At 65.0% G+C, this 19060-nt stretch carries 15 protein-coding genes; 7 read left to right on the forward strand and 8 right to left on the reverse strand.

Going from position 1 to position 19060, the window contains the following annotated elements; translation table 11 throughout:
- Positions 1-87: 87 nt before the first annotated feature.
- The 5 genes from RUW20_RS19235 to RUW20_RS19255 all read right to left on the reverse strand — a co-directional run bounded on the left by RUW20_RS19235 (position 88) and on the right by RUW20_RS19255 (position 4375).
- Positions 88-1062: a DMT family transporter gene (locus RUW20_RS19235; protein WP_313953833.1), complete on the reverse strand. Its 975-nt coding sequence runs from the start codon at positions 1060-1062 to the stop codon at positions 88-90.
- Complete coding sequence (locus RUW20_RS19240) at positions 1059-1553, reverse strand: SCP2 domain-containing protein (protein ID WP_313953834.1); 495 nt, start codon at positions 1551-1553, stop codon at positions 1059-1061. The genes RUW20_RS19235 and RUW20_RS19240 overlap by 4 nt, the downstream gene beginning before the upstream one ends.
- Positions 1553-2473, reverse strand: a complete 921-nt coding sequence (locus tag RUW20_RS19245; protein WP_313953835.1) for a U32 family peptidase — start codon at positions 2471-2473, stop codon at positions 1553-1555. The genes RUW20_RS19240 and RUW20_RS19245 overlap by 1 nt, the downstream gene beginning before the upstream one ends.
- 14 nt (positions 2474-2487) lie before the next feature.
- A complete protein-coding gene (locus tag RUW20_RS19250) occupies positions 2488-3501 on the reverse strand; it encodes a peptidase U32 family protein (RefSeq protein WP_313953836.1) in 1014 nt (337 codons plus the stop codon).
- Positions 3502-3565: 64 nt separating this feature from the next.
- A complete protein-coding gene (locus RUW20_RS19255; RefSeq protein WP_313953837.1) occupies positions 3566-4375 on the reverse strand; it encodes a helical backbone metal receptor in 810 nt (269 codons plus the stop codon).
- Between the two features lie 36 nt (positions 4376-4411).
- Between RUW20_RS19255 and RUW20_RS19260 the strand changes: the two genes are divergently transcribed.
- The 4 genes from RUW20_RS19260 to RUW20_RS19275 all read left to right on the forward strand — a co-directional run bounded on the left by RUW20_RS19260 (position 4412) and on the right by RUW20_RS19275 (position 8619).
- On the forward strand, positions 4412-5137 hold the full coding sequence (locus RUW20_RS19260) for an SDR family NAD(P)-dependent oxidoreductase (protein WP_313953838.1): 726 nt from the start codon (positions 4412-4414) through the stop codon (positions 5135-5137).
- 432 nt (positions 5138-5569) lie between these two features.
- Entirely contained in the window at positions 5570-6547 is a 978-nt protein-coding gene (locus RUW20_RS19265) for an HlyD family efflux transporter periplasmic adaptor subunit (RefSeq protein WP_313953839.1), read from the forward strand.
- A gap of 1 nt (position 6548) precedes the next feature.
- Positions 6549-7481, forward strand: coding sequence for an ABC transporter ATP-binding protein (locus RUW20_RS19270; protein WP_313953840.1), 933 nt, complete (start codon positions 6549-6551; stop codon positions 7479-7481).
- Positions 7474-8619 carry an ABC transporter permease gene (locus tag RUW20_RS19275; protein ID WP_313953841.1) on the forward strand — a complete coding sequence of 382 codons (1146 nt, stop codon included), beginning with the start codon at positions 7474-7476 and terminating at the stop codon, positions 8617-8619. The genes RUW20_RS19270 and RUW20_RS19275 overlap by 8 nt, the downstream gene beginning before the upstream one ends.
- Before the next feature lie 114 nt (positions 8620-8733).
- Here RUW20_RS19275 and RUW20_RS19280 read toward each other — a convergent pair whose 3' ends face one another.
- Complete coding sequence (locus RUW20_RS19280; RefSeq protein ID WP_313953842.1) at positions 8734-13062, reverse strand: PAS domain S-box protein; 4329 nt, start codon at positions 13060-13062, stop codon at positions 8734-8736.
- A gap of 42 nt (positions 13063-13104) precedes the next feature.
- On the reverse strand, positions 13105-14241 hold the full coding sequence (locus tag RUW20_RS19285; protein WP_313953847.1) for an FIST signal transduction protein: 1137 nt from the start codon (positions 14239-14241) through the stop codon (positions 13105-13107).
- Between the two features lie 220 nt (positions 14242-14461).
- Here RUW20_RS19285 and RUW20_RS19290 point away from each other — a divergent pair, with 220 nt between their 5' ends.
- A complete protein-coding gene (locus RUW20_RS19290) occupies positions 14462-15817 on the forward strand; it encodes a DUF3300 domain-containing protein (protein ID WP_313953843.1) in 1356 nt (451 codons plus the stop codon).
- 37 nt (positions 15818-15854) lie between these two features.
- Positions 15855-16805: a DUF2950 domain-containing protein gene (locus RUW20_RS19295; RefSeq protein ID WP_313953844.1), complete on the forward strand. Its 951-nt coding sequence runs from the start codon at positions 15855-15857 to the stop codon at positions 16803-16805.
- 66 nt (positions 16806-16871) lie between these two features.
- On the opposite strand, the gene rlmD is transcribed toward RUW20_RS19295, so the two are convergent.
- Positions 16872-18179 (reverse strand): 23S rRNA (uracil(1939)-C(5))-methyltransferase RlmD, encoded by a 1308-nt coding sequence (gene rlmD / locus RUW20_RS19300; RefSeq protein WP_313953845.1) that lies wholly within the window; start codon positions 18177-18179, stop codon positions 16872-16874.
- 217 nt (positions 18180-18396) lie between these two features.
- Between rlmD and RUW20_RS19305 the strand changes: the two genes are divergently transcribed.
- A complete protein-coding gene (locus RUW20_RS19305) occupies positions 18397-18876 on the forward strand; it encodes a hypothetical protein (protein WP_313953846.1) in 480 nt (159 codons plus the stop codon).
- The last annotated feature ends 184 nt before the right edge of the window (positions 18877-19060 follow it).

A 19060-nucleotide genomic window follows, 5' to 3' on the forward strand; every position in this document is an offset into this window, starting at 1 on the left:
GGCGCAAGCAGCGCGTCCGCCCCGATCTGCATCGGTGAGCGCAAGCGGCAGCGAGTTGAGCGCAAGCGGCAGCGAGATGTCAAGGCGTCAAACCGCCCGGAACGCCCGTACGCCGAGGATCACGCCGGTGACCAGCAGGGCGATGCCGACCAGCGCTGCGCTGCCCGGCAGCGACCCTCGCCAGATGAAGGCATAGGCAAACGCGGCCAGCGTTTCGAAGACGATCAACTGGCCGGTGAGGGCGGTTGGCAGCAACCTGCTGGCGCGGTTCCAGAGCAGCGTGCCCAGCCACGAGGCGCACAGGCCCAGGGTCAACATCAGTCCGACGTAGCGCCCGCCGTGTGGCCCGAGCGGAAAGTCGAAACCACCGTTCCACTGGAAGTACAGCCCGGCAGCGGCCATGCCGACGACCGCCAGCGGCAATGTCGCCAGTCCCTGGGCGATCGCCCAGGTGCCCGAAGCCAGCGCTGGCCGCTGTTGCAGCCAGCGCGAATTGCGCACCGGGTACCAGGTCCATGAACACACCGCCGCCAGGGCGAGCAGCGTCCCCAGCAGATAGTCCTGCGTGCTGCGCCGGTCGTCGAGCAGCGCCATCTCGTGGCTGTTCACCAGCGCGATGCCGATGCTGATGACCAGCAGCGACGGCAGCAGTCGACGCCACGGCAAGGCTTCGGCGCCGAAGTTGGAGACGATGGCGATGACGATCGGCAGGGTACCGATGAGCATCGTCGGCAAGGGCGCGTCGGCGAGCTGGATGGCGGCGGAAAGAAAGAGGTAGTAGAGGATATTGCCGACCAGCGCCAGTTCGCAGGCCATTGCCCAGTCCTGCCGCTGCAGGCGTTGCAATCGGGGCAGGTCGGTCCCGGCGAGCAACAGTGCGATTACCCCGAAGCTGAGGTAGCGGCCGAACGAGAGCATCGCCGGCGGATAGTCGGGCAGCATGATGGGAACGACAAACACCAGCCCCCAGAGCAGCCCGGCGCCAAGGGCGCAGGCGACGCCTTCGACGAGAACGCGGCCGGCGGGCGGTGGCGTCCGGCCGACCGGCGCCGCTTCGTTCAAGACCCGCGTCGTGCCGGGTTGAAGTGGCGCAAGCCAGAAAGGGTTGGCAGGTTTGGCAGCGACGGAAGTTGCGGCAGCTCGATGGCGTCGAGCATGTTCTTGATCAGCAGTCCCAGTTCGGTGTCGCCGACGATCGACAGCTCACGGTTGAAGAACAGGGTATCGGGGTCCTCCTGGCGGGCGAGCAGTTGCAGGAAGGCCGACAGGTTGGCGCTGAAGGACAGGTCAGGCGCTTCCGGCGCTTTCAACAGCGGCCGGAACAGGCCGCCGCGATAGCTGAAGCTCGCCTGCCCGCCGGCATCGATCACCTCGATGACGAAGGTTCGCCCTTCGAGCAGTGCCAGGCTGTCCTCGGGGAGCAGCCTCATTTTCGCCGCGGCGTTCAGCGCCGTCGCCAGCGCCAGCGAGTGAGGCCATTGCGGCAGATGGGTGCCGACCGTAGCGAGCAGCCCCGGCAATTTGAAACGGGGAATGGAAAAACTCAGGCTCATCAGCAGCTTCCTTTCATTTCGGCGACAGCGGCCTGATGGCGCTGCACGATGCCGGCGTCGCCAAACCAGTAACCGTCGACCATTCCCTCGCTTGCCCAGCCGGCGGTGTCGGGATTGATCGCTTGACCGCGGCGAGCGTCATCAAAGGCGGTAATGATCGCCGCCATCGCCTGCGGCTGTGGACTGATGCGCACCACCTCGATGCCCATCTTGAGCAGTTCCGGCATCTGTGGCAAGAGGTTGTAGGTCTGCGCCGACATCGTCTGGATGCCGTTGATGGCCAGAAAGGCTTGTCCCTCGCGGGTGCGCAGCGTCATCCCCTCGGGATGGTCGAGGCATTTGAACTGGCAGTCGTCCTTGTTGAGGTCGTAGTGACGTGCGGTGAAGCAGCGGGCCGAGAAGGCCAGCGGCAGTTTGCCGAAGGCGAACACCTCGGTTTCGACACCGCTCGGCCGACTCCGGTGCAAGGTTTCGATCAGCGCCCGGTCGCCTTCGAGCGGCGGCACCCAGCGGCACATGCCATAGCGGGCAAAGGTAGCGAGCGTCTCTTCGTTGTAGATGTTGAGATGCGGTCCGGCGATGAAGGGGCGGCCGGCAGAGATATTCACCGCGCCGAGGTCGTTGGCTTCGAGCCGGCAGCCGGGGATCTCGGTCAGTTCGGCACGCAGGCGGCGAAGCGATTTCAGATCGCTTTCCGATTCGAGCAGCGCCTGCGCCGCCATGACCACCTCCTTGCCGGCGTCGGCCAGGTCACGGGCCAAGCCAAGCCAGTCGGCGACGCGAATCTGCTGGCGGCGCGAGCAGACCACTTCGCCGATGGTGACGATGTCGATCGCCGGGTTGTGCGCGATTTCGGCGTAGAACTCGAAGACTTCGTGCTTTGGCCAGAAGAAGAGCAGTGGCCCGAGAGAGAGTTTCATGGTCGTCCTGAGGGCTAGCGCCACGGGCGATTGTAGGCGCCGAGCGTGACCTGGCTGCCTTCGGAAACCTTCGCCAGCTCAGCCTGCCAGGCGGGCTTGACGGCAAAGTGCTGCGTGCCCCCGGCCAGTACGTCGAGGGCGGCGCGCAAAGTCCGTGTCACCTGGGCGACGTAAGTCGGGCTGCGTTGGCGTCCCTCGACCTTGATCGCCTTGACGCCGATGGCAGCGATCTCCGGCAGCACTTCAAGGACGTTGAGGCTGGTCGGCTCTTCCAGCGCATAGTAGGTTTCGCCATTGACCTCGAAGCGTCCCTTGCACAGCGTCGGGTAGCCGGCCGGCTCGGCGTCGCCGAAGCAGTCGATCAAGATGCCGTTGAGGCGGGTGGTCATCGCACCGGGTGACTTCTCCCACTTGACGTACTTCGCCGGCGAACAGGCGCCGACGGTGTTCGGCGATTCGCCGGTGGCGTACGAAGACAACCAGCAACGGCCCTCGTTCATCACGCACAGGCTGCCGAAGCCGAAAACCTCGATCTCGACCGGCGTGTTGCGGATCACCGTTTCGACCTGCGCCAGCGTCAGCACGCGCGGCAGCACCGCACGCCGGACGCCAAACTCGCGATGGGCAAAATTGACTGCCTCGTAGCTGGTCGCCGAGCCCTGTACCGAGAGGTGCAGCCGCAGGGTAGGGTGGCGCCGGCTGGCGTAGTCGAGCAGGCCGACATCAGCGAGGATCACCGCATCGACGCCGAGGTCGGCAGCACCATCGACGGCGCGCCGCCAGTCAGCAACGCGCCCGGGTTGAGCAAAGGTGTTGATGGCCATCAGGATCTGGCGATGACGCGACTGGGCGTAGCGCAGACCCTCGATCATCGCCTTGTGATCGAAATTCAGGCCAGCGAAATTGCGCGCATTGGTGTCGTCGCGGTAGCCCAGGTAGACGGCGTCGGCGCCGTGATCCACCGCCGCCTTGAGCGCCGGCAGGCTGCCAGCAGGGCAAATGAGTTGGGGAACGTTCTGGCGTGGCATGCTAGACCTCGTCAAGTGGAGCAGGCCAGTATAGTCAGCGCGTCCGGCCGGCACTTGATTCGGGTCAATTTCCCGCTGATTTCGCCAGGCCGGCGCGCAGTTGGCGCAGGTAGGCCAGCCCCCTGATTGCCCGGCTACCGTACCAGGAGACCATTTCGCCGTCGATCAGCGCAACCGGTGTTTCCGGCAGTTCGGCGGCCAGTCGGCGGCGGTGCTGCTCGCGAAAGGGAAAGGGTTCGCTGGACAGCAGGATCATCTCCGCCTCGCCGGCGAGCGCCGGCAGATCGACCTCCGGGTAGCGCAGCGTACTTTCCGCCGGCAGCGTATCCCAGCCGGCGGCGGCCAGCACGCGCGAGATGTAGGTGTCGCGGGCGACGCTGAGCCAGGGCTGCTGCCAGATCAGGTAGAGCACCCGCTGCCGCGGCAGGCGGTCGGCGTCGGCGCTCAGCGCCAGCCATTCGCGCTCGAAATCGGTAGCCAGCGCGGCGGCTTGTGCCTCGCGGCCGAAGACGCCGCCGAGCAGGCGGTAGAGATCGAGGTTGTCGCGGGCGGCCAGCGGATGGGTAACGATCAGATGCGGCACAAACTCGCGCAGGGCATCGACTTCGTCGCGGCGGTTTTCATCGATATTGACGATGACGTGCGTCGGTTGCAGCGCCCGCAATTTCCCGACATCGAAGCCCTTGGTGCCGCCGAGCTTCGGCACGCGGCGCACAAGCTGCCGCGGATGGATGCAGAAGCCGGTGCGGCCGACCAGCACTTCGGCCAGCCCCAGGTCGACCAGCAGTTCGGTGAGGCTGGGCACCAGCGAGACGATCCGCGGCCTGCCCGGGTAGGGGCCGTGCGGCTTGCCGATCGCGTCGGACCATTGCATGATTAGTGTTTTGGGGCCAGAGAACAGGAGAGACAAATGCTAGCGCAGAAACTTGCTGTCGTGACCGGCGCGGCGCGCGGGCTTGGCCTGTCGGTAGCGCGCGATCTCGCGGCCGCTGGCTGCGTGGTGCTGATGGTCGGACGCAACGCCGAGGCGATTGAAGCTGCCGCCCGGCAGTTGCGGGAGAGTGGTCATCAAGCCCTGCCGCACGTCGCCGATGTCACCGACGCCAGCGCCGTTGCCGCCCTCGCTGCCCGCCTGCGCCGCGAGTTCGGGCGGGTGGACATCCTGGTCAACAACGCTGGTGTATTTCCGGAAAAGAAGGATTTCACGGCCCTCGAGACGGCCAGTGTTTTCGTCGTCGACCCGGAAATGGTCGCGGCAACTCACGCCAGTAACGCCCTCGCGCCGCTGCGTCTGATTCAGGCGATCGTTCCTTTGATGCGTGAAAACGCCTGGGGGCGGATCGTCAACGTTTCGTCCAGCATGGGGCAGCTGGCCGAGATGGGTGGCTTCTGGCCCGGCTACCGGATGTCGAAAGCCGCCCTCAATGCCCTCACCCGCCTTACCGCCGCGGAATTGAAGGACAGCCCGATCAAGGTCAATTCCGTCTGCCCCGGCTGGTGTCGCACCGAAATGGGCGGCAAGGACGCCACACGCAGTGCCGATGAAGGCGCCATGGGGATCGTCTGGGCGGCACTGTTGCCGGACGACGGTCCGAGCGGGGGCTTCTTTCAGGACGGCAAGCCGATCGACTGGTGAGCCGGCCAGCGGTCACCGGCGCGAGGCGAGACTTGTGGTGGGTCAGACTGCGCTGATCGCTGTTCCGGCGCCCGCGTTCTGGCCCCTCGGCCAGCGACGGCGGGTGCAGATAGTCGGTCTTGCGGCCAGCGAGCCGATCTGCGGTGGCCTTGTCGTTGGGCAACGCTCGGCAGCCGATCCGTTTGGCACCACATGACAAGGGGGCCAGCCGTCAAGCGATCTCTTCCACATCACCCGTAGGGTCCGATGATTTGGTAGCTCTACCAAGTTGAAGGATAATCGGCCCCCTGTGCCGATCTCGAGGTATGCCTTGAACGTAAGGGATGCGATCTTGCTTGCCGGGGTGACCCGCCCGAGAAACCAAGGGATCTCCCTGTTGCACCGCCTCGGGTCACCCAACCACAGCGCTCGCGCTGCAGAAAGGATTGACCCATGATCATCTGGCGCAGCACTGGCCCGGCACTTTGCACAGCCGCGGTGATGACGGCGCTGCTCGCTGGCTGCGGGAAGATGCCTTCGTCGTCCTATCAGGGCTACGTGGAAGGCGAATACCTTTATCTCTCGGCCCCGCAGGCAGGCTACCTGAAGTCACTGGACGCCCCGCGGGGAAGCCGCGTCGTCCCTGGTCAAGCGCTGTTTGCCGTTGCCACCGACCCCGATGCGCAGGCACTGGCCGAAGCCGAAGCACGCACCGGCTCCGCTCGCGAGAAGGTGGAAAACCTCAAGGAACCGCGTCGCCAACCCGAAATAGCCCGTTTGCAAGCCAACTTGCGAGCGGCGGAGGCCAACCTGCGCCTGAGTCTTTCACGCTTGCGTCAGCAGCAGGCCCTGGCCGAGAGAAAGTTTGTTTCCCAAGGGGTGCTCGACGCTGCGGTCAACGCCTTTGATCAGGCGACCGCGCAGGTGGAAGCCGCGCGCCAGGAGCTGGCCAGCTACCAATCGACATTCGGTCGTCAGGCCGAGGTCCGCGGTGCCGAAGCCGATCTGCGGGCGGCTACCGCCCTCGCCGCCCAGAAACGCTGGGTTGTGGACAGCAAGGCGGTAAGCGCGCCCGCTGCCGGAGAAGTGGCCGAGACCTTCTACCGTCCGGGGGAATGGGTGCCGGCCGGCGCTGCGGTGGCCAGCCTGTTGCCGGATGCGCGCAGGCGGATTCGTTTCTATGTGCCCGAGACAGTCATCGCCACCTTCAAGCCGGGTCAGTCGGTGGATGCCTCCTGCGACGGTTGCGCCATTCCCATCCATGCCACCATCGACTTCATCGCCCCGCAAGCCGAGTACACGCCGCCAGTAATCTACAGCCGCGGCAGTCGCGAAAAGCTGGTTTTCCGCGTCGAAGCGGCACCCGGGCCGGAACAAGCTGCCGCGCTGCGACCGGGTCTGCCGGTAGACGTGTATCTGATGGAGCGTTGAGATGCAGGCTGCGCCACTGGTCATCGATGTCACTGGAATCAACAAGCGCTTTGGCGACAAACACGTCGTCAAAGACCTCTCGCTGCAGGTACGCGAAGGCGAGATCTTCGGTTTCCTTGGCCCCAACGGCAGTGGCAAGACGACCTCCATCCGCATGCTCTGCGGCCTTCTGACGCCTGACAGCGGACGCGGCACCTGTCTGGGCCTGGATGTGCTCAGCGAAAGCGCGGCGATCAAGCGCCAGGTCGGCTACATGACCCAGAAGTTTTCCCTGTGGGACGACCTCACGATTGGCGAGAACCTGGATTTCGTCGCCCGCATGTTCGGCATGCAGGGACGACGGGAGGTGGTTGACCGGGCGCTTGAGGAACTGAGCCTCAGCGGCCGACGGGATCAACTGGCGGGGACCCTCTCCGGCGGCTGGAAGCAGCGCCTGGCACTCGCTTCCTGTTTGCTGCACCACCCCAGGCTGCTCCTGCTGGACGAACCGACCGCCGGCGTGGACCCCAAGGCCAGGCGTGATTTCTGGGAAGAAATCCACCGTCTTTCAGCGGCCGGCATTACCGTGCTCGTCTCCACCCACTACATGGACGAGGCGGAGCGCTGCCACCGGCTGGCCTACATCGCCTACGGCAGCCTGATGGCTTCAGGTACCGCGGCAGAGGTGGTGGCCAGTCAACAGCTGCATACCTGGGAAATCAGCGGTGACAACCTGCAAGGGCTGGGTCAAGCGCTGGGCCAGTTACCGGGCGTTGATCTGGTGGCCAGCTTCGGCGCCACCCTGCACGTCAGCGGCCGCGATGAAGCACAGCTGAAGGCCAGTCTGGAGACCTTTCTACAAGGCAAGAAGCTGGCGATGAGCGTCGTTTCGGCGTCGCTCGAAGATGCCTTCATCTACCTCATGCAGGGAACTCGGGACCCGCTCCATGGCTAAGGCCAAGAACGGCGCCGCTGCGTCGTTCTCTTTTTCCCGCTGGATCGGCATCATGGTCAAGGAGTTCATCCAGTTGAGGCGCGATCGCTTGACCTTCGGCATGATCGTGGGCATCCCGATCCTGCAGCTGATGCTCTTCGGCTTTGCCATCAATTCCGATCCCAAGCACTTGCCAACGGCGGTGGTGATGGCCGATCCCGGGCCGCTGGCGCGATCCTATGTGGCGGCGATGCAGAACAGCGAATACTTCAGGATCGTCGGCAGCGTGGACGAACGCCAGGCGGACGAGCTGCTTGACCACGGTCAGGTGCAGTTTGTCGTCACTTTCCCGCCGGGTTTCCATCGCGATCTGGTGCGCGGGAAATCTCCCGTCCTGTTGGTCGAAGCCGATGCCACCGATCCGATGGCAGCCGGCGGTGCCATTGCGGTTCTCAACCACCTGGGGATGGAGGTTTTTGCCCCGGATCTGCCGGGTCTTCAACGTCCCGCCATGCCGCCGGTCGACCTGCGGGTGCATCGCCGCTATAACCCTGAGGGATTGACCTCCTACAACGTCGTCCCGGGTTTGCTGGGGGTCATTCTGACCATGACCATGGTGCTCATGACGGGACTGGCCATGACCCGGGAACGAGAACGCGGAACCTTCGAGAATCTCCTGGCAACGCCGGCCACACCCGTCGAGGTGATGACCGGAAAGATCGTTCCCTATATCGTCATCGGCCTGATTCAGGTGACCCTGGTTCTGCTGGCCGCGCGCTGGGTCTTCAACGTGCCGATGCACGGCAGTCTGCTGCTCCTCTACAGCGTCGTACTGCTGTTCATCTGCGCCAACCTGACCTTGGGCATTACCTTCAGCTCGCTGGCCCGCAACCAGCTGCAGGCGATGCAGATGACGTTTTTCTTCTTTCTGCCGTCGATCCTGCTCTCCGGCTTTATGTTCCCCTTTCGCGGCATGCCCGAATGGGCGCAAGTGATAGGCAGCGTGCTGCCGCTGACGCACTTCCTGGTCCTGGTGCGCGGCATCATGCTCAAAGGTAATGACCTGACCATGGTCTGGGGTCAGGTCTGGCCCATTCTGCTGTTCATTGGCGCCGTGTTGGCCGTTGGCCTGAAGACTTTCCGACGCACGCTCGACTGAGTGATCGAGCGCTTGGCGAAGCAGAGTTCTTCTCCGGCTGCAGGCGCTGCTCACCTGAACGCCCGGTCTGGCGCGAGTACGCAACCGCGGGCTGCCGGGAAGTCCGACGCGCGGCTAGCCGCCAGACGAAGCCTCAGCCAGCGGCCGCAGTGCGACGCACAAGCATTCGATCTGTTCACCAAGGTCGCCAAGCAGCTCGTACAGTTCCGGCGGGTCGCTGAAAGCCGATCGTTGTTCGATGCGATGGGCCAGATGCACCGCAGGTCGTGCGCCAAAAATCGCCAGAGTCCCTTTCAGCGCTGCCGCGGCAGATGCCACGCTGCGCAGATCACCGTTGGCTATTCCCCGGCCAATGGTATTCAGATCGTGCGGTGAATGCTCGAGGAACTGCGCGGCAATCAGCTCGACCGTCTCCTGGTCGGCGCTTGCCAAAGCGGCGCCATAGTCGAAGCCGCCAGGCATGGGCTGACTCCTGCGCTGAGTGCCAGCCTCGACCGGCGGCGCGCTGCTGCGCCGTGCGGCCGCGGTGACTGCCCCATATTTGAGTAGCAGTTGCTGTAGCTCCTCGCTGTGGACCGGCTTGGTCAAGTAATCGTCCATGCCGGCGGCAAGACACTCTTCGCGGTCACCCTTCATCGCGTTGGCGGTCATGGCGATGATCGGCAGTCGCCGCCTGCCGGTGGTCAATTCGTCGGCGCGAATCCTGCGGCTGGCTTCGACGCCGTCCATTTGCGGCATCATCATGTCCATCAGGACGACGTCGAACTTTCCGGCGCCCAATCTTTCCACGGCGGCAAGACCGTCTTCCGCGAGGGTGACCTGGTGGCCAAGGTGCTCCAGGATGCCTTTGGCCACCTGCTGGTTGACCGGGTTGTCCTCGACCAGCAGTACCGCGCAGGAGGGGGTTCTTTCCTCGACGAGAGGCCGGCTGACGACTGCTGCGCCTGGGTGGGGGCGGCTGTCGAGGAGGCGGTTCAGAGCTTGCAGGAGTTCGTCGCCGGCAAAGGGCTTGGCAAGGAATTCGGCACTCCCCAGCTGGCGGCAACGCTCGGCATCGCCCCGGTGGGGACGGGCGGAGATGATCAGCAGGGGAATCGTCTCCCGGCCGGGTGCGGCGCGCACTCGTGTGGCGAGGCCATAAGCGTCGGTGCCCGGCAGATCGGCATCGAGCAGCGCGAGATCGATGCTGGAGGAGGCAGCTGTGAGCGTTGCCAGGGCCGCTTCGCCCGATTCGGCGGCCGCCACCGCTGCTCCTGCGCTTTCCAGTGTGCGCGCAATGCCTCGGCGGGTTGTCGCGTGGCCGATGACCAGCAGCAGGCGTTTGCCCGCCAGCTGCGGCGGCGGCAAGGCTTGCTGCGGCGCCTGCGGATCGGCTTCGCAGCGCATGGTGAAGTGGAATGTGCTGCCGCGACCGAGCTGGCTTTCGACCCACAGGCGCCCGCCAAGAAGCTCGGCGAGACGCGCCGAGATGCTCAGCCCGAGGCCGGTGCCGCCGTAGCGGCGAGTGATCGAGCCATCGGCCTGCGCGAAGGGATCGAAGATCGTTGCCAGCTTGTCGTCCGGAATGCCAATCCCGCTGTCGACGATCGTGAAGTGCAGGCCGACCTCTCCGGTTTTCTCGCCATCCGCGCATGCCAATTCCAGGCGAAGAAGTACTTCGCCTTGCGGGGTGAACTTGATCGCATTGCCGATCAGATTGAGTAGCACCTGGCGCAGACGGCCAGGGTCGCCGATCACCCGCAGGGGGACTTCGGGCGCGATATCGCAGATCAGTTCCAGTCCCTTGTCGTGCGCGCGCAGAGCCTGGGTCTTGAGCGTCTCACCCACCACTCGCCAGAGCTTGAATGAAATGCGCTCGGCAAACAGCTTGCCGGCTTCGATCTTCGAAAAATCAAGGATGTCGTTGATGATCGTCAGCAGCGCGTCGGATGAGTCCTTGACGATTTGCAGGCAACTGCGCTGCTCATCACTGAGCTGGCTATCGAGAACCAGATGGGTCATGCCAATGACGCCGTTCATCGGCGTGCGTATTTCGTGACTCATGTTGGCCAGGAACTCGGACTTGGCGCGGTTGGCGGCTTCGGCGCCTTCCTTGGCGCGGCGCAGTTCCTCGGAGGCGAGTTTGGCGGCCGAGGTATCGGCGAGGTAACCATTCCACAGCGTGCTGCCGTTGGCCATGTCGGTGCCTTGCGCCTCGCCGTGAATCCAGACCGTTTCGCCACTGCGGCGATGGACGAGTCGAAAATCGAGCGACCAGCGTGACTGCTTGGCGGCGACCGGCATCTCCACCAGTTGCCGATCTTCCGGGTGTACCAGTTGGAACAGGGCATCGGCACTGGCCATTGCCTGCTCGGCCGAGAGACCGCAAATCTCGTCCAGGGCGCGACTGAAGAAATGGAAGGCATGCTTGCCGCCGCGCCACCGCTCGTACTGATAAACGGCCACCGGGATGTTGTCGGTCACCTCACGCAAGCGCGCATCGGCCTTCTTGAGCGCAGTGACATCCTGCCAGATGCCGGTGAAGATCGTTGCGCCGTCAGCCGCTGGGGGCTCTGGCGCCGGCTTGATCTCGCCGCGAATCCAGCGTAGCGCGCCATTGGGCAGGCGGATGCGATACTCGCCTTGCCAGGCCTCGCGGCGTGCCGCCGCGCCCCGGACGCCGTGCTCGACGCGTTGCACGTCGGCGCCGATGACCTGCCGGGTGGCGAGGTCGGAATCGGCGAACAAGGCCTCGCGGGCCAGCCCTCTGATCTCGCTCAGACGATCGCTGAGGAAGGTGTAGCGAATCCGTTCGGGACCGATTGCGCACTGGAAGACCACCGCCGGTACGCTATTGGTGATCTGGCGCAGGCGGGATTCGGCGCCCGATACGGCCGCCTCGTGCGCCTTGCGCTCGGTGATGTCGACGATGGCGCCAAGCAGACCGGTAATGCTGCCATCGGCCTTGGTCAACGTGACCTTGTGGTAGATGGTGTCGCGCCGCTCACCGCCGTGCAGTTCGGCCTGCGCCTCGTACACCTGCTGACCGACTGCGGCCAGGATCTCGCGGTCCCTGTCCGCATGCAGTGTCGCGAGGTCGGCAGGCAGCAGTTCCGCCATCGCCTGTCCGACCCACTGCCTGCGATTGATGGCGAAAAATTCGCCAAACGCCCGGTTGAGGTGCACGTAACGTCCAGCGGTGTCGGTCAGATAGATCGGCAAAGGCATTACCTCGAACAACTCCTGTACCAGGTGCAGTTGCTCCTGCAGTTGTTCCAGCGCCAGGCGTCGTTCGGTGACGTCGTTGAGCGTGCCGGCGCAGCCGGTAAATCGGCCGTCATCGTCGAACTCGGCGCGGGCAAAAAGCTCCAGCCAGCGCTCCTTGCCGTAGCGCGTACGGTAACGCGCTTCCTCCCGCGTGAACTCAATCTGCCGCGTGGCCAGCGCTGCGAAGCGGCCAACCGCGTAGTCACGGTCCTCGGCCGGAACGCTCGCCAGCGAGGGCCGACCGAGGCTCTCGTGAACCGCGTAGCCGGTGATCTCGCTCCAGGCCGGATTGAGATAGGTCCAGCAGCCGTCGGCGTCGGTCCGGAAAACGACTTCCTTGAGGCTCTCGACGACGCGACGGAAGCGTTGTTCGCTGTCGGCAAGTCGGGCTTCGACGCGCTTGCGCTCGGTGATGTCGGTATGGATCGAAATGTACTGCGCCGGTCGGCCGCGCTCGTCGCAGAACGGCACGATGGTGCCGCTCACCCAGTACCGCTCGCCGTTCTTGCGGCGATTGCACAGCTCGCCATGCCACACTTTGGCGGCGGAAATGGTGGCCCACAGTTCGGCAAAAAAGGCCGGCGGATGCACGCCCGAGTTCAGCAGGCGGTGATTGTGCCCGAGTACCTCGCCACGCGTGTAGCCACTGATGGCGCAGAACTTGTCATTGGCGTAGGTGATGATGCCGTCCTTGTCCGCGGTGTTGACAATGGCGTGCTGATCGAGGGCGAACTTCTGGTTGGCCAGCGCGGCCAGTGCCCCCTGCAGGTCGTGCCGGCTCTCTTCACGTTGCCGCACCAGGTCGGCCATCAATGCCGAAAGCGACTCGAGATCGTCGTCTACCAGCGTTGGTAGATCGCCGTCGGTGCCGCCCAGCAGGCCGCCGGCGGTCGCACGCAAAGAGTGGATGGCGCGCGTACGGCTGGCCAATTCATTGCGCAGGCGTTCGTTGGTCTCCAGCAGTTCGGTCGAACTCAAGTCCAGGCTGCGCGTCCTCAGTTCCAGGTCGCGGTCGTTCTGCTCGTAGGCGCGCTCGACCTGCCCGAAGAGGGTGTCCAGGTCGGCGAGCAGGCGAGCCGCTTCCGGCGACAGCGGATGTTCGGCGGCCAGTTGCCGGAGTTCGTCAAAGACGTCAGTGGCGCGTTCGCCATCGACACCCAGGACCCGCCGTATCTGGCGGTTGAGAAGTTTATGCACGAGTGCTAGGCCGAGAAGGTGTCAAGCGGCAGGGTCCAGGGGTCAGCCCTCGCCGATCCAGGTCACGCTCATGGTCTGGTTGTGCAGTCGGCAGGCAGCCTCCGGCGCAAAGGGTCCGATCTCGCCGTAGGAGTAGAAACCGGCGAGCAGCGCATGCGGGCCGAAGACAGCGCTGACGGCTTCGACCTCTTCATCGACGCGGCCGCCCATTACCAGCTTGCGACCGACGCAACTGACCAGCAAGGCCAGTCCCCGTTCCTCCGCGCGCAAGGCCTGGCGCACGGTTTCTGCCGCCGCTTCGGCGCCACTGACCAGGGCGTCAGTACTGGCGTGCATCAGCTTCAGGTAGCCATCGGGGGTGATCTCGCCAGCCAGCGTCAGGCTGCCATCCCGCTCGTCGACGCCGAGGATGCTGCGAATCAGGCCGGTCTCGCGGTGATCGCTGCCAAGCAGCGCAAACGGGAATAGCAGCCCCGACGCGGGCAGCCCCCGAGCATGCTCGCCAAGGTAGCGCTTGTAGACATCCAGTGCCGGTTTGCCGTCGAGTTCATGGAGCACGTTACCGGCGCAGCGGGTGATCTTTCGTGCCGGCCCAAACGGGGACCAGCCGCCGAAGGAAGCGTGGCTGAAGGCCAGTCGCTCGCCGTAGAGCCCGAGCGCAACGATGGTGTCATTGGTGACGCCGTCGTCGTCGAGCACCCAGGTTTCCTGGAAGGCGACGCCGTCGCCAGCCAGGCCGCCGGTGACCGGCAGTTCGCTGCCGAGGACGTCGGCGATCCCGGTCAGCAGGGCGCTGCCGTTGATCCGCACGCCCTGGCCAAAGAGCAGAACGGCACGCAGGCCAGCCGGCGGCAACTGGGCGGCGAGTCGCCGGCCCGCGGCAAGCGAGTCAGCCATCTCGGCGAGCCTGGTCGATGCTTCGACCAGGGGTGTGCTGTCGAAGCCGATCGCGGTCACCACACAGGAATCGTCGGTAACGCCGGCGGCAGAGATCTCGCCGGCCGTCGAACAGCCCACGCGTCGCGCCTCGGGGAAAGCCCTGGCCAGGTGGGGTGCCGTGGCGCGAAGCAGCTGGCCGGCGCCGAAGGCAAGCACCAAACTGGCTCGGATGTCGGTCAGCGGCGCCAGTTCGTCGGCGATGCTTGCGCCGCTGCGTAGAACGATCTGGGCAAGCTGCATCACGGGGTCTCCTGGTTCGCTGTCTGAGGCGCAGGCAGCAACCACACAGCATAGCGCGGGCTGGACCGCCGGACAAGGAGACGACCCGAGTCAGGCCCGCCGCGCTCAGTGCGATCGGCGCGCTTGCCGGACGATGCTCCGCGAGACCTGGCAGATTGGCCTTGAGTTCTGCTATGGTGCGTTTTTTCGTGAACTCCTTTCTTGCGTCCGAGGATACTTGATGACCTCAAAACCTTCCCGATCCTGTGCGCTGCTTACCGCGTTGATGTTCGCCGTGTCACCGACGATGGCACAGCAACCCCCGTCGACGCCGGCACCCCAAGCGGTGGCCGCAAGTCCCGCACAGAAAACCTTCTCGCAGGAAGACCTTGACCGCTTGCTGGCACCGATTGCGCTTTACCCGGACGCGCTGCTGGCACAGATCCTGATGGCCGCCACCTATCCGCTGGAGGTGGTCGAGGCGGCGCGCTGGTCGAAGGCCAACCCCAAGGTCGCCGGTAAGGCGCTCGAGGATGCGATGGCCAGCCAGCAATGGGATCCGGCGGTCAAGTCGCTGACTTCGGTGCCGCAGGTGCTCAAGCAGATGAGCGACAACCTGAGCTGGACGCAGAAGCTGGGCGACGTTTTTCTCGCCCAGCAACAGGACGTGATGGACACCGTCCAGTCACTGCGTGCCAAGGCCAATGCGACCGGTAACCTCAAGACGACCGAGCAGCAGGTGGTGAAGACCGAGACCCAGGGCAGCCAGACCATCTACATCGTCGAGTCGCCGAAGCCGGACGTGGTGTACGTACCCACTTACAACCCGACGGTGGTCTACGGCAGCTGGTGGTATCCGACGCCGCCGTACTACATGTATCCACCGGCCTACGTCTATCCGCCGGGTCTGGCTTTCGCCACTGGGGTGCTGGTCGGTGCGGCGATCTGGGGCGGTTGCAACTGGGGCTGGGGCCGCAGCAGCGTGAATGTCAACGTCAATCGTTACAACTCGTTCAACCGGACCCATATCAACAACGGCAACTGGAATCACAACGTCAACCACCGCCGCGGCGTCGCCTACAAGGATCAGAACGTGGCGCGCCAGTACAACCGCGGTGGCAATGCCGCCGCCGCGCAGGCGCGGGACGATTTCCGCGGTCGTGCGGAAACCGGTCGCTCGGAACTCAAGGGCATGGATCGCGGCGAGCTGAACAATCGCGTCCAGAACGCCGATCGTGGCGCGCAGGCCGCGACGCGCGACCGGGTCGACGGTGCCGGCAGTGGAAGGGCCGAGGCCAGCAACCGCATGCAGGGGCGTGATCGGGGCGACGGTGCCGGTGGCGGACGGGCGGAGGCCAGCAAGCGCATGGCGGGCGGCGGCCGCGGCGACGACAACGCACGCAGTAACGCCAGCAGTCAGGCACGTGGAAGCGGCTTCTCGGGGGTCGGCAACGCTGGCTCGACGCGTCAGGCCAGTCAGCGCGGCAGTACCAGCCGGGCAGAGATGGGCAATCGGGGCGGCGGTGGCGGCGGAAGCCGCGGCAACTTCGGCGGGGGCGGTGGTGGCGGTCGTGGGGGAGGTGGTCGTGGTCGCTAAGCAGCCCTGCCCAACCCTTTCCGCGGAGAAGAAGACGATGACACTCACCAACTTGATCAAGTCGCTGGCTGTTGCGCTGTTGATGGCGGTCGCATCCCCGACCCTCGCTGCCCAGCCGGTGCCGGCCGTGCACAAGGCGGTTCAGAGCTCATTTGCCACGCCTGAAGATGCCGCCAGGGCGTTGGCCGACGCCGTGCGCGCCGAGGACAAGCAAGCACTGCTGGCCGTCGTCGGGCCGGATTCGGCCAGCTGGCTATTCAGCGGCGATGCGGTTGCCGACCGTGCCGACTGGAAGAAATTCCTGACCGCTTACGACCATAAGCACGGCGTTGACCGGGAAACCGATGACCGGGGCGTGTTGGTGGTCGGCGACAACGATTGGCCCTTCCCGGCACCGCTGGTGCGCCAGGGAGGGCGCTGGGTTTTCGACGCGGCGGCCGGACGGGAGGAGATCATCAATCGGCGGGTCGGCAGCAACGAACTGGATACCATCCAGACCCTGCTGGCGATTGTCGATGCCCAGCGCGAGTACGCAGCCAGCGATCCGGATGGCAACGGCTTCAACGATTACGCGCGCTATTTCGTCTCGACCAGGGGCAAGAAGGATGGCCTGTTCTGGCCAGTCCAGGAAGGCGATGCGGCAAGCCCCCTGGGGCCGCTGGTTGGCGAGGCCACCCGTGCGGGATACTCACGCAAGAAGGCCAAACGTGACCAGCCGGTGCCCTACCACGGCTATTACTACCGCATGCTGACCGCCGAGGGCAAGAATGCGCCGGGCGGCGCGTACAGCTATCTGGTTGATGACAAGATGATCGGTGGCTTTGCCGTCGTTGCCTACCCGGCCCGCTACGGGGTATCGGGAGTGATGAGCTTCATGGTCAACCACGATGGCACGGTCTACCAGAAAGACCTGGGCGAGAAGACCGAGGCTGCGGCAAGCGCCATGCGCAGCTACAATCCGGACAGCTCCTGGACGATGGTGCACTAGACCGCGTCGCGCGCCTGCGCACAGCTTGCCGGGCGCCATCAGGCGCCCGCTGCTTTCCCGCCATCCTCAGTGGGCGGCTGCGCGCTCGAAGAGTGCGATCGACTCGACGTGCGAGGTGTTGGGGAACATGTTGACCACCCCAGCACCGCGCAGCCGGTAACCCTTCTGCGCCACCAGGATGGCCGCGTCACGCGCCAGGCTCGGCGGGCTGCACGAGATGTAGACGATGCGGCGCGGACCGTCGGCAGCCAGCGCCTTGACCAGCTCCAGCGCGCCGTCACGCGGCGGATCGATCAGCATCTTGTCGAGCCGACCGAAAGCAGCCACCGTTTCGGCCGTCGCTGCAAAGAGATCGGCGACGCGATACTCGGCGAGCTGGCCGAGGCCGTTCGCCGCCGCATTCTCGGCGGCGCGGGCGACCAACTCCGGACTGCCCTCGACACCGAGAACACTGGCGCCAGAACGGGCAATCGCCAGGGTGAAGTTGCCCAGCCCACAGAACATGTCGCCGACTCGCTCGCCCGCCTGCGGTTGCAGGAGATTCATCGCTCGCCGCACGAGCACGCGGTTGACCGAGGGGTTGACCTGGGTGAACTCGGTCGGCGAGAAGAAATGCTCGACGGCGAAGTCGGGAAGAAGGTAGGAAAGCGGCGGCCCCGCCTGCGGATGGAAGCGGTAGGCCGTCGCCGGCCCTTTCGGCTGCAGATAGAAGACGACGCCGTGCTTGTCCGCGAAGTTGCGCAGCAAACCCTCGTCGCCCGCATCTGGCGGCTCGAGTACGCGCAAGACCAGTGCCGTGACGTGCTCGCCGATCGCCACTTCGATCTGCGGCAGGCGGTCACGTATCGACAGTCCACCGATCAGTTCGCGCAAGGGCAGCAGCATCGCCGACAGGTGCTGCGGTAGGACCTCGCACTGCTGCATGTCGGTGACGTAACGGCCCTGGCGCTCGCGGAAGCCAATCAGCACGCCGCCTTTCTTGGCCACGAAACGGACTGACAGGCGGGCACGATAGCGGTAAGCCCAGGGCTGCCCGTAAATCGGCGCGTAGAGTTGCTCGGCCCGGAGGCCGCCGAGATGGCGCAGGTTGTCCTCGAGCAAGCGCTGCTTGGCCGCCACCTGTGCCTCGGGGTCGAAGTGCTGCATGCTGCACCCGCCGCAGACGCCAAAGTGCGGGCAACGCGGCGTCACCCGACTCGGAGACGGTGCCAGAACACGCAGCGTCCGCGCCTGCTCGTAGCTGGGTTGGCGCCGATAGACCGCGTATTCGACACGCTCTCCCGGCAAGGCGCCCTCGACGAAAACCGTCTTGCCGTCGACCAGGGTCACCCCCCGTCCCTCGTGGTCCAGCGATTCAATGATTCCGGTGGGCATGCGTCATGTCCGCAAAATAACAGGCGATTCTATCCTGAATGTCTCCCCCCTCGCTCGCCTGTCGATGCGATGAGAAGAGGCAGGCAGCGGGACGGCAGCGCGGCAGCGACCCGCGCCGCCGCAGTCCGAGCTTCGCCTGGCTCGGTGGCGCGGCGACAGCTTGCCGGCCTCGCGGCAAGCCTGCTATCCTCGCTGGAATGCCCGCGGAGTTCGATTGATGACCACTCGGCTGATCACTACCTGGACCGACTACGACAGCGCGGTCCAGGAAATTCTGGCGCTGTCACCGAGCACCCTGCTGATCTTCGACGAAGACCTGTCGCCACTCAAGCTCGAACGACCGGAACGCATCGCTGCGCTGGCGCGTTTACTGGCTTCGAAGGAAAGCACCAGGCGACTGACGATCATCGTCCAGAAACCTGATTTCGTCCGCCAACACAGCCCGCAACTGATGGCGCTGCTGACCGTCCATGCGCCGCTGCTGACGATCATCCAGGCGCCGCCACATCTCGACAATCTCAAGGATTCCTTGCTCATCGCCGACGGCAAGCACGCGCTGGTCCGCTTCCACCAGGGGCAGGCGCGCTCCCGGGTGTTCATCGACGAAGGCGAGGAGTGCGCCCCCTACCAACGGCGCTTCGAAGAGATCCTCGGCGAAGGCGGTGAGCCGCTAAGCGCGACGACGCTCGGGCTGTAAGCCCGCGAGCCAGGGCCGCTGCCGAGCCCTTCTGTCGCTGGTAAACAGTCGGCGATTTCGGCTAACGGTCATGACATGTCGAGATACCCCAGATCATGAAAGTCACGACCGTCCCCCTCTTTCCCGGCCCTTCTCCCGCGCGGGGGAGAAGGGAGATTCGTGAGTCGCGTACGCGACTTTCACA

Origin of the sequence: Accumulibacter sp. (assembly GCF_032229525.1) — a bacterium.
In the GTDB taxonomy this organism is placed as follows: domain Bacteria; phylum Pseudomonadota; class Gammaproteobacteria; order Burkholderiales; family Rhodocyclaceae; genus Accumulibacter.